10 protein-coding genes, 3 tRNA genes and 1 pseudogene are annotated in these 14,760 nt (G+C 67.1%); 5 read left to right on the top strand and 9 right to left on the bottom strand.

Features of this window, described 5'->3' with window-relative positions:
* Positions 1–6: 6 nt before the first annotated feature.
* The 3 genes and pseudogenes from rlmB to rnr form a co-directional block, all read right to left on the bottom strand.
* Positions 7–750: a 23S rRNA (guanosine(2251)-2'-O)-methyltransferase RlmB gene (gene rlmB, locus QMX79_RS09165; protein WP_282246465.1), complete on the bottom strand. Its 744-nt coding sequence runs from the start codon at positions 748–750 to the stop codon at positions 7–9.
* An 85-nt stretch (positions 751–835) separates the two neighbouring features.
* Positions 836–1,305, bottom strand: a pseudogene (locus tag QMX79_RS09160) (GFA family protein).
* 98 nt (positions 1,306–1,403) lie between these two features.
* The gene (gene rnr / locus QMX79_RS09155) at positions 1,404–3,866 is read right to left on the bottom strand and encodes a ribonuclease R (RefSeq protein WP_282246464.1); all 2,463 of its coding nucleotides are present in this window, start codon (positions 3,864–3,866) and stop codon (positions 1,404–1,406) included.
* 128 nt (positions 3,867–3,994) lie between these two features.
* Here rnr and QMX79_RS09150 point away from each other — a divergent pair.
* Positions 3,995–4,081, top strand: a tRNA-Leu gene (locus QMX79_RS09150).
* A 44-nt stretch (positions 4,082–4,125) separates the two neighbouring features.
* Here the strand turns inward: QMX79_RS09150 and QMX79_RS09145 are convergent.
* Positions 4,126–4,806 (bottom strand): glutathione S-transferase family protein, encoded by a 681-nt coding sequence (locus QMX79_RS09145; protein ID WP_282246463.1) that lies wholly within the window; start codon positions 4,804–4,806, stop codon positions 4,126–4,128.
* 99 nt (positions 4,807–4,905) lie between these two features.
* Here QMX79_RS09145 and QMX79_RS09140 point away from each other — a divergent pair.
* Both QMX79_RS09140 and QMX79_RS09135 read left to right on the top strand, forming a co-directional pair.
* Positions 4,906–4,992 (top strand) — tRNA-Leu (locus QMX79_RS09140).
* A 129-nt stretch (positions 4,993–5,121) separates the two neighbouring features.
* Positions 5,122–5,208: transfer RNA gene (locus QMX79_RS09135), tRNA-Leu, on the top strand.
* A 651-nt stretch (positions 5,209–5,859) separates the two neighbouring features.
* Here the strand turns inward: QMX79_RS09135 and QMX79_RS09130 are convergent.
* The 4 genes from QMX79_RS09130 to QMX79_RS09115 are packed head-to-tail and all read right to left on the bottom strand — an operon-like array spanning position 5,860 to position 10,579.
* Positions 5,860–7,446: a DHA2 family efflux MFS transporter permease subunit gene (locus QMX79_RS09130; RefSeq protein WP_282246462.1), complete on the bottom strand. Its 1,587-nt coding sequence runs from the start codon at positions 7,444–7,446 to the stop codon at positions 5,860–5,862.
* Between the two features lie 7 nt (positions 7,447–7,453).
* A complete protein-coding gene (emrA, locus tag QMX79_RS09125) occupies positions 7,454–8,635 on the bottom strand; it encodes a multidrug efflux MFS transporter periplasmic adaptor subunit EmrA (protein WP_282246461.1) in 1,182 nt (393 codons plus the stop codon).
* 10 nt (positions 8,636–8,645) lie between these two features.
* Positions 8,646–10,139, bottom strand: a complete 1,494-nt coding sequence (locus tag QMX79_RS09120) for an efflux transporter outer membrane subunit (protein ID WP_282246460.1) — start codon at positions 10,137–10,139, stop codon at positions 8,646–8,648.
* Complete coding sequence (locus QMX79_RS09115; protein ID WP_282246479.1) at positions 10,136–10,579, bottom strand: MarR family transcriptional regulator; 444 nt, start codon at positions 10,577–10,579, stop codon at positions 10,136–10,138. Before QMX79_RS09115 ends, QMX79_RS09120 begins: the two co-directional genes overlap by 4 nt.
* A gap of 205 nt (positions 10,580–10,784) precedes the next feature.
* Here QMX79_RS09115 and parC point away from each other — a divergent pair, with 205 nt between their 5' ends.
* Entirely contained in the window at positions 10,785–13,028 is a 2,244-nt protein-coding gene (gene parC / locus QMX79_RS09110) for a DNA topoisomerase IV subunit A (protein ID WP_282246459.1), read from the top strand.
* Between the two features lie 152 nt (positions 13,029–13,180).
* Here parC and bfr read toward each other — a convergent pair whose 3' ends face one another.
* Positions 13,181–13,669: a bacterioferritin gene (bfr, locus tag QMX79_RS09105; RefSeq protein ID WP_093533183.1), complete on the bottom strand. Its 489-nt coding sequence runs from the start codon at positions 13,667–13,669 to the stop codon at positions 13,181–13,183.
* Positions 13,670–13,797: 128 nt separating this feature from the next.
* On the opposite strand from bfr, the gene QMX79_RS09100 reads away from it, so the two are divergent.
* Positions 13,798–14,760, top strand: a 963-nt coding sequence (locus QMX79_RS09100; protein ID WP_282246458.1) for a penicillin acylase family protein, incomplete at its 3' end; no start/stop codon positions are given.

The following is a 14,760-nucleotide window of genomic DNA, read 5'->3' as shown; positions in this document are numbered from 1 at the left end:
GGCGCGTCAGCTGCGCTGACGTACCGCTTCAAACAGGCTGACACCTGCAGCCACCGAAACATTCAGGCTCTCGATGTCGCCCGGCATCGGGATCTTGACCAGGCCGTCGCAGTTTTCGCGGGTCAGGCGGCGCATGCCGTCGGCTTCGCCGCCCAGCACCAACGCCACGTTGCCCTTCAGGTCGATCGAATACAGCGAGGTGGTGGCTTCACCGGCCAGGCCATAGATCCACACGCCCTGCTTCTGCAGGTCCTTCAGGCAGCGCGACAGGTTGGTCACCGCCACCACCGGGATGCGGTCGGCGGCGCCGGCCGAGGTCTTGCGCACGGTGGCATTGACCGTGGCCGACTTGTCCTTGGGAATGATCACCGCGGTGGCACCGGCGGCCGCTGCGCTGCGCAGGCAGGCGCCCAGGTTGTGCGGGTCCTGCACCTCGTCGAGGATCAGCAGCAGGGCCTTGCCCTCGGCGGCCTCGACCAGGCCTTCCAGCTCGTTCTCACCCCAGGTGCGGGCCGCCTGGTAGCGCGCGGCCACGCCCTGGTGGCGCACCGAACCGCCCACGCCGTCCAGCGCCTGGGTGTTCACCTTGCGCACGTCGATGCCCTTGCGGCGTGCGTTTTCCTCGATTTCGGTCAGCCGCGGATTCTTCGCGCTCGCCTCGATGAGCACTTCGCGGACGTTCTCGGCATCGTTCTCGATTGAGGAGGCGACGGCGTTGACGCCGACAATCCACTGGCTTTGCTTGCTCATTGCGGGGGCGGGACCGGTACAGGGGGTGGTAATGGTAGAGCATTGCCGGTTCGGCTGCCGTAGCGGCGCGGCCCTGCCCGGCCGCTCAACGGGGCCAGCGGGCGGTGTCGTGGTCCGGGTGCTGGTGGGAAACCAGCGTGCGCAGGCGCTCGGCGTCGGGGTCGTCTTCCTGCAGGATCACCTCAGCCCGCCCAGCTGGTCCACGAACGGCAGCTTGGACTCGGTGCCGTACTGGACCGTCGGCGGCAGCCGTCCAGGCTGGTCGAACGCGCCGGCCGCCACCGCCATGCCGTCCTCGCCTTCGTAGGTCAGCGGGGTGCCGCAGTCGGCGCAGAAGCCCCGGCGGAAGTGGTTGGAGGACTGGAACCGGCGCGGCTCGCCGCGGGTCCACTGGAAATCGGCCCCGCGAACCGAGACCAGCGGGGCGTAGTACGCCCCGAAGGCCTTCTGGCACATCCGGCAGTGGCAGATGGAACGATCCGGCAAGGCGCCGCGGACATGGAAGCGCACCGCGCCGCATTGGCAACCGCCGGAGAATTCGGGAACCGGGTTCATCGTTCACTCCTCACGTCCGTACCGACCAACGGTCGGCACCTACCAAGGCATCGTCCCGCGACGGTAGGTACCGACCGTTGGTCGGTACACCGCGGGCCTCAATACTTCTGCTTTTGCCGCTTCGCCGGCTGGCCGCGTGGCGGCAAGGCCGGTTCTTCATCGCCCTTCTCTTCCACCAGCCGGAAGTCGATCTTGCGTTCTTCCATGCTGGCCTTGAGCACCAGGATCCGCACGCGGTCACCCAGGCGGTAGCTGGTGCCACGGCGTTCGCCGCTGAGCGTCTTGCGGGTCGCGTCGAACTGGTAATAGTCGTGCGGCAGCTGGGTGACATGGACCAGGCCATTGACCTTGGAATCATCCAGTTCCACGAACAGGCCGAAGCTGGTCACGCCGCTGATCACGCCGTCGAACTGGCCGCCCACGTGTTTTTCCATCCACGCCGCGCGGTAGCGCTCGTCGACCTCGCGCTCGGCCTCGTCGGCCCGGCGCTCGCGTTCGGAGCACTGCAGCGCCAGCGCGGCCATTTCGCGCTGGGTATAGGTGAACTTCTCCAGCGGCTTGCCGCTCAGCGCATGCTTGATCGCACGGTGCACCAGCAGGTCCGGGTAACGGCGGATCGGCGAGGTGAAGTGCGCATACGCATCCAGCGCCAGGCCGAAGTGGCCCTGGTTGTCCGGCGAGTACACCGCCAGGCTCTGGCTGCGCAGCAGCACCGATTCGATCAGCGCCGAATCGGGGCGCTCGCGCACCTTCTTGAGCAGCTTGGTGTAATCGCCCGGCTGCACCTTTGACCACGGCGGCAGACTCAGCTTGAATTCCTTGAGGAACTCCAGCAGGTCCTCGAACTTGGCTTCCGGCGGCTTGGCGTGGTCACGGAACGGGGCCGGCACCTGCTTGTACAGCAGGTAGCGCGCGGCCTGCACGTTGGCCGCGATCATGCATTCCTCGATCAGCTTGTGCGCATCGTTGCGCACCAGCATGCCGGCCTGGGTGACTTCGCCGGTATTGTCGAGCACGAAGCGCACTTCGGAGGATTCGAACTCGATCGCGCCACGGCGGGTGCGGGCCTTGGCCAGCACCTTGTACAGCTGGTGCAGGCGCTCGACCTGCGGCAGCAGCGCACCGATGGCGTTGCGCGCGGCCGGATCGTTCTCGCCCACCGCCTGCCAGACCTGGGTGTAGGTCAGGCGCGCATGCGAGTTCATCACGGCTTCGTAGAAGCGCGAGTGGATCACTTCGCCCTCGCGGTTCACCTGCATGTCGCAGACGAAGCACATGCGGTCGACCTTGGGCATCAGCGAGCAGATGCCGTTGGACAGCGTCTCGGGCAGCATCGGGACCACGAAGCCGGGGAAGTACACCGAGGTGGCGCGCTTCTGTGCTTCATCGTCCAGCGGCGTGCCGGGACGGACGTAGTTGGAGACGTCGGCGATGGCCACCACCAGGCGGAAGCCTTCGGCGTTGGGTTCGCAGTAGACCGCGTCGTCGAAGTCCTTGGCGTCTTCGCCGTCGATGGTGACCAGCGGCGTGCTGCGCAGGTCGACGCGGTCGCCGATCATGGCCGGCTCCACCTGCATCGGCACCGATGCGGCTTCGTCCAGCACCTGCTGCGGGAATTCGAACGGCAGCTCATGGCCGTGGATCGCGGTTTCCACGATCAGCGAGGCGGTGAGCTTGTCGCCGAGCACAGCGATGATGCGGCCGATCGGCGGGCGCCGGGTATCCGGGGCCTGGGTCAGTTCACACACCACCAGCTGGCCATCGCGGGCATCGCCGGTCTGGTCGGGCGGAATCTGCACGTTGCGCTGGATGCGCTTGTCGTCGGGCACCACGTAATTGATGCCGAACTCGACGCTGAAGCGGCCGATCAGGCGGGTCATGCCGCGCTCGAGCACGCGGGCGATGCTGCCTTCGCGGCGGCCGCGGCGGTCGATGCCGGTCACGTTCGCGAGCACGCGGTCGCCGTGCATGACCTTGCGCATTTCATACGGCGCCAGGAACAGGTCGTCGCCGCCGTCCACCGGGCGCAGGAAGCCGAACCCTTCGGGGTTGGCGATCACTACGCCGGTGATCAGGTTGGTGGCCTGCACCGGGGCGAAGCCGCCGCGGCGGTTCTGCACCAGCTGGCCGTCGCGCACCATCGCGCCCAGGCGCTTGCCCAGCGCGTCGGCGCGGTCGGGCTCGGTCAGGCCCAGCTGGATGCCGATTTCCTCGGCGGTCTGCGGGCCATCGCAGCGATCCAGCAGCTGCAGGATCGCTTCGCGGCTGGCGATGGGCTGGGCGTAGCGTTCAGCTTCACGGGCGGCAAAGGGATCGTCCACGCTGCCAACCGGCGCGCTGGGGCGCGGGTTGCGGCGGGTCGGAATCGGCGGGCCATCCGGCCGGGGGCCGGAGCGCTTGCCGCCACGGGGCGGCGCGGGGGTGCTCATGGACTCGGGCATCCAGGGCGGCAGCTTGCCGGATTTGGCAGCAGCGCGGGACTTGCCCGACGGACCGGCAGCCTGCTTGGGCGCCGGGGACTTGGGGGCTTTTGCGCCCCGGGTCGGTTTCTTTGATTTCATCGACCCCCATGGTACCGCGTGCCGGTGTGCAGAATGGGTCATTGCCGCGGCCCATGCAGGATTGTGAAGAAATTTAACAAAACCGTTGACAACCCCTGCGGACTTGCCCAGAATTCGCCCCCTGAGTCGCCCAGGTGGCGGAATTGGTAGACGCACTAGCTTCAGGTGCTAGCGGGGGCAACTTCGTGGAGGTTCGAGTCCTCTCCTGGGCACCATGACTCAGAAAATGATCAAACCCGCGCAAGCGGGTTTTTTCGTTTCAGGCCTCCGGCGTGTAGAACCGGGCCGACAGCCCTGCCCGCCCCGGGAAGTACTTGAACCAGGGCCGCGCCGCGTCGACCACTGCCGCCACGGCCGGGTGCGCCATCAAGCGCTCGAGATAGTCGAGCAGGTGGACCGCGTTGCCGGGAATGGGCACATACGCCACGGCGTAGAACAAAGCGGGCGCCGCCGCACAATCGGCCATGCTGAATCCTTCGCCGGCCAGCCACGTGCGGTCTTCCAGTTGGCGATTCATGGCGGCGTAGCTTTCCAGCAGCCGAGACCGGGCAGCCTGCGCGGCATCCTCGCTGCGCCCGCTTTCGGGCTTGAGCCGTTCGGCGGTCAGCGCCTGCATCGGGGTCATGACATAGAAGTCGGAGAACCGGTCCCAGAAGCGCACGGCCAAGGCGGCATCGGCATCGGCCGGAATCAGGCGCGCGCCGGCGGCCAGCTGCTGCAGGTATTCGATGATGATGCTGGTCTCGGCAACGGCACGGCCGTGGTCGACCAGCACGGGCATCTTCCCGGCCGGGGAGATGGCCTGGAGCATCTCGCGATCGGCGGGGTCGCCCAGGTTGACCATGCGTTCGTCCAGGGCCACGCCGAGCACGCGGGCGGCGATCAGCACCTTCTGGCAGCAGGACGACAGCGGGTGGGCGTGCAGGATCGGCAGTGCCATGGAAACTCCAGAGAGTCGGTATGGGCCGAGTATGCCAATCGGTGCTATCGCATGCATTGACAGCCTCCGGATGCTTCCGCATAATTCGCCCCCTGAGTCGCCCAGATGGCGGAATTGGTAGACGCACTAGCTTCAGGTGCTAGCGGGGGCAACTTCGTGGAGGTTCGAGTCCTCTTCTGGGCACCACGACTCGGTAAATGATCAAACCCGCGCAAGCGGGTTTTTTCGTATCTGCGGCATGGATCGCGCGGGAAATTTTCTTCGACATCCTGTTGACACACTCGCGGTTCTCCCGCAAAATTCTCCTCCTGAGTCGCCCAGGTGGCGGAATTGGTAGACGCACTAGCTTCAGGTGCTAGCGGGGGCAACTTCGTGGAGGTTCGAGTCCTCTCCTGGGCACCATGACTCAGTAAATGATCAAACCCGCGCAAGCGGGTTTTTTCGTTTCTATCGCTTGCGATTTCATGGAGCCGGGCTATGCCTGGCTTCATGCATTTGGGCGAACAGCCGGTGGTTCCCGCATGGCCTGAGCTGGGCCGGCGGGTGCGGGGGTACGGGGGGCGCCGTGAACCCATCCTTGGGGGCTCTTGCGAAACATCCATGTTTCGCAAAGCCCCCGTACCCCCGCCCCCGCCGACCCTCGACGGTGTGTTGGTGGTCACGGGAAGATCAACGGCGGTGCCGATCATTTTCATGCGTTACCGGACGTGGTGGCGTTCCGTGCCGTCGTTCGGGAACCGACGCTACCGGACCAGGCCCGGTCGGCGTAACCGGCCCCAGCCCCATTCGCGTACCCACCGCGTAGAGCCACGCCCTGCGTGGCTGCTCTCGTTTCCGCACGCGACCATCTATCGGGGGAGGCCGGCGGGCAGCCCCTGTAGGGACTGTCAAAAACATGGATGTTTTTGCCAAGCCCCCATGGATGGGTTTACGGCGTGTCCCGTAAGGGGCTGCCCGTCGGCCTCCCCAGCACGTAGCAACCGAAACGCTGCTGTTGGCTGTAAAAAAAACCCCGCTCTTCAGCGGGGCTTCTCGTTTCAGCAACTCACACCATCAATGCCCGCCGGCAGACGCCGCGCCGGCACCGGCGCCGAACGGCGGCTTGGCCAGCCACAGGAAGGCGATGATGGCCAGGAAGATCCAGCCCAGCAGGAAGAAGATGTCGTTGAAGCCCATCTGCGATGCCTGGTGGTTGATGATGTTGTTCAACGCCGCTGCACCATGTTGCAGGTCGCCCTGCCCCATCGCCGCCACCTTCTCCTGCATGCCCGGCGTGTAGCCGGAAATGCTTTCGGTCAGGTGCGCGTGGTGCTCCTGCGTGCGGCGCGCCCACAGCCACGTCGTCAGCGACGCCGCGAAGCTGCCACCCAGCGTACGCAGGAACGTGGCCAGGCCCGAACCCGCCGCGATCTCGCGGCCGTCCAGGTCAGACAGCAGGATCTGCAGCACCGGCATGAAGAACAGCGCCACGCCGATGCCCATGATCAGCTGCACCCCCGCCACGTGCGCGAAGTCCACCTGCAGGTTGAAGCCCGAACGCAGGAAGCTGGTGAAGGACAGGAACACGAACGCGAAGGAGGCGATCCAGCGCATGTCGAACCGCGACGCGTACTTGCCCACGAACGGCGTCATGATCACCGGCAGGATGCCGATCGGCGCCGTGGCCAGGCCCGCCCAGATCGCCGTATAGCCCATGTCACGCTGCAGCCACTGCGGGATCAGCAGCGACACGCTGAAGAACGCCGCATACGCCACCACCATCGCCAGCGTGCCGGCGCGGAAGTTGCGGTGGCGGAACAGCCGCAGGTCCACGATCGGGTCCTTGTCGGTCAGCTCCCAGATAAGGAACACCGCCAGTGCCACCACCGAGACGCAGGCCAGCACCACGATCGTCGGCGAACTGAACCAGTCCTCGTCGTTGCCCAGGTCCAGCACCAGCTGCAGCGCACCCACGCCGATGATGAGCGTGATCAGGCCCACGTAATCCATCTTCGGCTTTTCGATGTGCTCCGGGCGGCCCTTCAGCTGGTTGCCCACCACCAGCGCGGCGAAGATGCCCAGCGGTACGTTGATCAGGAAGATCCATTCCCAGCTGTAGTTGTCGGTGATCCAGCCGCCCAGGATCGGGCCGCAGATCGGTGCCACCACCGTGATCATCGCCAGCAGTGCCAGCGCCTGCCCGCGTTTCTCGCGGGGGTAGATCGACACCAGCAGCGACTGCGTGATCGGGTACATCGGGCCGGCCACGAAACCCTGCAGCGCGCGCGACACCACCAGCATGCCCATGCTCTGCGCCAGGCCGCACAGCAGCGACGCGATCACGAACGACAGCGTGGCCCAGATGAACAGCTTGGTTTCACCGAAGCGCCGGCTCAGCCAGCCGGTCAGCGGCAGTGCGATGGCCGTGCTGACCGCGAACGAGGTGATGACCCAGGTGGCCTGCTGCGAACTGGCGCCGAGGTTGCCGGCGATGGTCGGCAGCGAAACGTTGGCGATGGTGGTGTCGAGCACCTGCATGAACGAGGCCATGGCCAGGCCTGCAGTACACAGCGCGACGTTGGCCGGCCGGAACGCGCCGGTCGCACCTGGCGCCGACGGCGCGCCCGGCAGGCCGGGCGCGGCGGGAGCTTGTGCGGACATGGATACCTCAGCTCGCCTTCGACTGGCGCGGCAGGTTGCTCTGGATGATCTCGTGGATCACATCGTCGGCGCTGTGCAGCTGCTTGGCATACACGTCGGTGTCGAACACCTGGCCCTTGGCCGTGGTGGTCGGCAGCACGGTGCCCTTCTGGTCGCGCAGGCTCACTTCCGCCTTCATCGACAGGCCGATGCGCAGCGGATTGTCGGCCAGCTGCTTGGCATCGATGGCGATGCGCACCGGAACGCGCTGCACGATCTTGATCCAGTTGCCGCTGGCGTTCTGCGCCGGCAGCAGCGAGAACGCCGAACCGGTGCCCAGGCCGAGGCTGTCGATGCGGCCCTTGTACTTCACGTCACCGCCGTACAGGTCCGAGCGCAGCTCCACTTCCTGGCCCAGGCGCATGTGGCGCAGCTGGGTTTCCTTGAAGTTGGCTTCCACCCACATCTGTTCGGTCGGCACCACCGCCATCAGTGCGGTACCCGGCTGCACGCGCTGGCCCACCTGCACCGAGCGACGGGCCACGTAGCCGCTGACCGGCGCGACGATGCCGGCGCGGGCGTTGTTGAGGTAGGCCTGGCGCAGCTGCGCCGCAGCGGCTTCCACGTCCGGCTGGGTGGCGATCACGGTGTCGTCGACCAGCGCGTTGCTGCGCTCGAAGGTTTCGCGCGAGCCGGCCACGGCCGCTTCGGCGGCCGCCAGTTCGTTGCGGGCGTGCGCCAGCTCTTCATCGGAAATCGCGCCGGTGGCGGCCAGGCCCTTGCGGCGCGCGAAGTCTTCGCGGACGCGGTTGAGGGTGACCTGGCGCGCGCTCAGTTCGGCCTGCGCGCCTTCCACGCTGCGGTACAGGCCGCGGGTCTGGCGCACGGTGCGGGCCAGGTTGGCGCGGGCCTGCTGCAGCGCCACTTCGGTGTCGGCCGGGTCCAGCTGCACCAGCAGCTGGCCGCGCTCGACGCGCATGCCGTCATCGGCGTTGATCGCCACCACGGTACCGGTCACCAGCGGGGTGATCTGCACCTGGTTGCCCTGCACATAGGCGTCGTCGGTTTCTTCGAACCAGCGGCCGAACATGAAGTACCACAGCGCCGCGGCGGCGAGCAGCAGCACCACGATGGCCAACAGGCCGCGCAGCAGCTTGCCACGGCGGGAGGGGGCTGCCGGTGCGGCAGCGGGAGCGGAAGTCTGGCTCATGGAAGGTATCTCAGGAATGCGTGGATTCGGGGGCGGTGGCGAACGTGGCGGTGTCGCCGGACGGGGTGAAGCCCCCGCCCAGCGCCTGGCTCAGCCGAACCGAAACAAGGATCTGCCGTGACTGCAGCGAGGCCAGCTGCTGCTGCGACTGCAGCAGCTGCGCTTCCACGCTGAGCACGTCCAGGTAGCTGCCGATGCCGGCCTTGTAGCGCTGCTGCGCCAGCTCGTGGGCGGCACGCGCGGTGCTCACTGCCTGCGCCTGCGACGCGGCCTGGTCGGCCAGCGAGCGCACTGCGTTGACCTGGTCGGCCACCTCGCGCAGCGCGGTGACCACCGACTGGTTGTAGTCGGCCACGGCCAGGTCGTACTGCGCGTCGGTCTTGTCCAGGTTGGCGCGCAGGCGGCCACCGTCGAAGATCGGCAGGCTCAGCGCCGGGCCGATGAAGGCGAAGGTCGAGCCGCTCTTGAGCAGCTGGTCCACTTCGCTGGCGACCACGCCGCCGAGCGCGGTGAGGTTGAGGCTGGGATAGAACTTCGCCTTGGCCGCGTCGATCTCGCGACCGGCCGCTTCCACGCGCCAGCGCGCGGCCACGATGTCCGGGCGGCGGCCCAGCAGTTCGCTGGGCAGCACGCCCGGCAGCTGCAGCGCGAGCGGGTTGAGCGGCTGCGGGCGTTCGATCTGCAGGCCACGGTCCGGGCCCTGCCCGACCAGCGCGGCCAGCGCGGTGCGGGCCTCGTCGATCTGCTGCTGTGCGGCCTGCAGCTGCTGCTGCGCGGCCGGAATGCGGGCTTCGGCCTGGCGGGTCTGCAGGTCGCTGTCGATGCCTGCCGCGCGACGCTGGCGGGTCAGCGTCAGCGTTTTCTGCGAGCGGTCCAGTTCTTCGCTGGCCACATCGTGCAGCTGCCACGCATAGCCGAGCTGCGCATAGGCTTCGGCGATGCCGGCCGACAGGTTCAGGCGCGCGGCCTGCGCGTCGACGGCAGCGGCATGGCCACTGTCCACCGCCGCTTCCCAGGCGGCGCGCTTGCCGCCCCACAGGTCCACGCCGTAGCTGACACTCAGGTAGGCCTGGCCGCTGCCGGCATAGCTGCCGCCGAGCTCGTCACCCACCATCGATTCGGGCAGGCGCACGCCGGTGTAGCCGCCAGAGGCGGACACGCTGGGCAGGCGGTCGGCATGTGCGGTGCCGATCTGGGCACGGGCCTGGCGCAGGCGCGCATCGGCGGCCTCCAGGCCCGGGTTGCGCTGCAGGCCTTCGGCGATCAGCGCGTCCAGCTGCGGGTCGTTCAGCGCCCGCCACCAGTCGGTGGCCGGGAACGCCGACGGGCTCAGGGTGTGGCCGGCCAAGGTGCGCTGGGTCTGCAGGCTGTCGGCGTCGAGCAGCTGGCCGTGCGGTTGCAGGCCACCGGTGCTGGCACAGGCGGCCAGCGCCAGCGCCAGCACGGACAGCAGCACCGGCCGCAGGGGGCGCAGCGATGAGGTGCGATCAGGTATGGAAGTCATGGCGAAATCAGAGAGTCACGGACACGGGTCAACAGGGAAAGCAGCAGGGCGCGCTCGTCGGCGGACAGGTCGCGCATGGCGTCGTCCATCACCGCGTCGCCGCGTTGCTTGAGGCGGGACCACAGCTGGCGGCCCTCGTCGGTCAGTACGATCTGCAGCGCACGCCGGTCCTGCGCATGCGGTTCACGGCGGACGCAGCCCAGGGCCTCCAGCTTGTCCAGCAGGCGGGTGACCGCGCTGGGCACCTGGTCCAGGGCCTGGGCCAGTTCGTTGGCGGTGCACGGCGCGCGGAACGACAGCACCTTCAGGCCCAGGTAGTGGGTGAAGCCGATATCGAGGTTTTCCTCGGCCATGGAAACGTCCAGCTGGCGCATCAGGCCATCGCGGACCTGGCGCAGCAGCAGGCCCAGGCTGGGCGGCGTGGATTCAGGGCAGATCATCATGGGGACGCACTTTACTTCCGAAAAATATATTTCTCAATGGAAATATTTAATCTGGAAGGAAATGCAGTGTTGCCCCATTCAGGACAACGCCCCGGACCCCCGATTCCTTCACATCGCTTGGCATCCCACGCCGCATCCGGATAATCGACCGCCTGCGAGGGCGACAGCCGTCGCCGTCCCTTGCCACAGGTAACAATCCCGCATGACCGATCTAGCCCGCCCCGCTTTCCACGGCTTTGAACAGCTGCCCCTGCGTGAATACGCTGAACGGGCGTACCTCGACTACTCGATGTACGTGGTGCTCGACCGTGCGCTGCCGTTCATCGGCGACGGCCTCAAGCCGGTGCAGCGCCGCATCATCTATGCGATGAGCGAGCTGGGGCTGAACGCCGCCGCCAAGCCGAAGAAGTCCGCGCGTACCGTCGGCGACGTCATCGGTAAGTACCACCCGCACGGCGACAGCGCCTGTTACGAAGCGCTGGTGCTGATGGCCCAGCCGTTCTCGTACCGCTACCCGCTGATTGAAGGCCAAGGCAACTTCGGTTCCACCGACGATCCGAAGTCGTTCGCGGCGATGCGCTACACCGAATCCAAGCTGACCCCGATCGCCGAAGTGCTGCTGGGCGAAATCAACCAGGGCACCACCGACTGGACCCCGAACTTCGACGGCACCCTGGAAGAGCCGACCTGGATGCCGGCACGCCTGCCGCACCTGCTGCTCAACGGCACCACCGGCATCGCCGTGGGCATGGCCACCGACGTGCCGCCGCACAACCTCAACGAGATCGTCAGCGCGCTGCTGCACCTGCTGGATGATCCCGAGGCCAGCATCGGCGACCTGCTCGAGCACGTGAAGGGCCCGGATTACCCGAGCGCGGCCGAGATCATCACCCCGGCCGCCGACCTGCGCACCATGTACGAGACCGGCTACGGCAGCGTGCGCGCCCGCTCGACGTTCTTCAAGGACGGCACCAACATCGTCATCAACGCGCTGCCCTTCCAGGTTTCGCCGTCGAAGGTGATCGAGCAGATCGCCGCGCAGATGCGCGCCAAGAAGCTGCCGTGGCTGGAAGACATCCGCGACGAATCCGACCACGCCAACCCGGTGCGGGTGGTGCTGGTGCCGCGTTCCAACCGCGTCGATGCCGAACAGCTGATGGGCCACCTGTTCGCCACCACCGACCTGGAGCGCAGCTACCGGGTCAACCTCAACGTGATCGGGCTGGACGGGCGTCCGCAGGTGAAGAACCTGAAGATGCTGCTCAGCGAATGGCTGCAGTTCCGCGGCACCACCGTGACCCGCCGCCTTACCCATCGCCTGGAAAAGGTCGAGCGTCGCCTGCACCTGTTGGAAGGCCTGCTGGTGGCGTTCCTCAACCTGGATGAAGTGATCCACATCATCCGCACCGAGGACGAGCCCAAGCGGGCGCTGATCGCGCGCTTCGAGCTGAGCGACGACCAGGCCGAATACATCCTGGAAACCAAGCTCAAGCAGCTGGCGCGCCTGGAAGAAATGAAGATCCGCGGCGAGCAGGACGAACTGGCCAAGGAACGCGACAAGATCCAGTCGATCCTGGACAGCAAGGCCAAGCTGCGCAAGCTGATCCGCGACGAGCTGGTGGCCGATGCGAAGAAGTTCGGCGATGCGCGCCGTTCGCCGCTGGTGCAGCGTGGCGCCGCGCAGGCGATCGACGAAACCGAGCTGGTGCCGAGCGAGCCGATGACCGTGGTGCTGTCCGAAAAGGGCTGGATCCGCGCGGCCAAGGGCCACGACATGGACCCGTCCACCCTGTCCTACCGCGACGGTGATGCCCTGCTGGGTTCGGTACGTGCACGCAGCACGCAGCAGGTGGCGTTCCTGGACAGCGAAGGCCGCGCCTATTCCACGCTGGTGCACACCCTTCCCTCGGCACGTGGCAATGGCGAGCCGCTCACCGGTCGCTTCTCGCCGGCCCCGGGCAGCGCATTCATGACCCTGGCCAGCGGCGAGAACGCCACCCGCTTCGTGCTGGCGTCCACCCACGGCTATGGCTTCGTGACCCGCTTCGAGAACCTGACCGGGCGCAACAAGGCCGGCAAGGCGATGCTCAACCTGACCTCCGGTTCGAAGGTGCTGACCCCGGCCGTGGTGGCCAACCCGGACACCGACCGCATCGTGGCGGTGACCAGCTCGGGCAACCTGCTGGCCATCCCCGCCAGCGACCTGCCGGAACTGGACAAGGGCAAGGGCAACAAGATCATCGAGATCCCCAAGGCCAAGCTGGCCACCGAGCGCGTGGTCGCGGTGGTGGCGGTGGGCCCGGGCAACACGCTGCTGGTGCGCAGCGGGCAGCGCACCATGAACCTGTCGTACAAAGACCTGGAGGCCTACCTCGGCAGCCGCGCCAGCCGTGGGCACCTGCTGCCGCGTGGGTGGCAGAAGGTGGAAGGGTTGTCGGTGGAGTGATCGCCCACAAAAAAACCGGGGATTTCCCCGGTTTTTTTTTCGTCGCTGGCGTGCGGTTGGCTGGCTGGCGGACGGTGTTCTGGGCTGGCTGGCGGTTGCTGGCTGGCGGTTGTTGTCGCCCGAACAACGGTCGGGCGCTACCGGTGGGCGCATCAATGCGCGGCGGTGCCCTTCGCGTCCATCTTGCTGGTCTGGTACAGGGCCAGGCCGATGCGCTTGATCAGGCCCAGCTGCTGTTCCAGCCACCACGCGTGGTCTTCTTCGGTGTCCTTGAGCTGGACCAGCAGCATGTCGCGGCTCACGTAATCCTGGTGCTGTTCGCACAGCTTCATGCCGGCGGCCAGGTTGTTGCGCACGCTGTACTCGGTGTCCAGGTCCTTCTGCAGCATTTCCTCCACGGTCACGCCCGGCTCGAAGCCGTGCGGGCGCATGTCCGGGTTGCCGCCCAGGAACAGGATCCGGCGCAGCAGCGCGTCGGCGTGCTGGGTCTCCTCCTCCATCTCGTGGTTGAGGCGCTCGTACAGCGCGAACAGACCCTGGTCCTCGTAGCGGCGCGAGTGGATGAAGTACTGGTCGCGCGCGGCAAGTTCGCCACGCAGCAGTTCCTTCAGGCATTCAATGACGTCGGGATGGCCTTTCATGGGGGAGCTCCTGTGAATCGATGGGGGCCATGGTGCCCTATCCCGGATCGCCGTGATCTAATCGGAATCAGTTGCATGCGCAGGCGCAGGTGGGGTCGGCCTGCATGACCTTCTTCGGGGAGCGTGGGATGCGTCGTTGGCTGAAACGGGGTGCGTGGGCGTTCGGGGTGCTGGTCGGGATCGTGGTCGTCGTGATCGGCGTGGCCTGGTTCCTGCTGCGCGGCAGCCTGCCAGCGCTGGAGGGCGAACAGCCCGTGGCCGGGTTGCAGGCCAAGGTCAGCGTCAGCCGCGATGCGCTGGGCGTGGTCACCATCGATGCCGGCAGCGAGGCCGATGCGATGCGGGCACTGGGGCTGGTGCATGCGCAGGAGCGCTATTTCGAGATGGACCTGATGCGCCGCGCGGCGGCCGGCGAACTCTCGGAGCTGTTCGGTTCGGCCGCCGTGCCCACCGACCAGCGCATGCGGGTGCATCGCCTGCGTGCGCGCACCGATGCGCACCTTGCGCAGGCGCTGGGCGAGCGCCCGCAGGTGGTGCAGGCCTACGTGGAAGGCGTCAACCGTGGCCTGGACAGCCTGCGCGTGCGCCCCTGGCCTTACCTGCTGCTGCGCCAGCAACCCGCCGCATGGACCGCCACCGATTCGGTGCTGGCCGGGCTGGCCATGTACGCGGACCTGCAGGACCCCGCCAACGAGAACGAGCTGGCCATGCGCCGGATCCGCGAAGTGGCGCCGCCGGCGCTGTATGCGCTGCTCAGCCACGATGGCAGCGAATGGGATGCGCCCTTGTTTGGCGAGGCGCGTGGGAACGCGGTGCTGCCACCCTCCGATGCATTTCAGTTGCGTAACGACCAACGGTCGTTACCCACCGCAGGTGACGTTCCCACCACGGATGGAGCCACTACCGAACGCGCCGAGCAGGATGTCCACGGCAGCAACAATTTCGCGGTGGCCGGCGCATTGACTGCCGATGGCCGCGCGATCCTCGCCGACGACATGCACCTGGGCCTGCGGGCGCCGAACCTGTGGTTCCGGGTGCGGCTGCGCTACCCCGACCCCGGCGCACCGGGCGGCCAGGTGGATGTCAGCGGC

Origin of the sequence: Stenotrophomonas sp. PS02300 (genome assembly GCF_029959395.1) — a bacterium.
GTDB lineage: Bacteria > Pseudomonadota > Gammaproteobacteria > Xanthomonadales > Xanthomonadaceae > Stenotrophomonas > Stenotrophomonas maltophilia_AD.
This window is presented reverse-complemented; position numbering and strand designations above follow the sequence as displayed.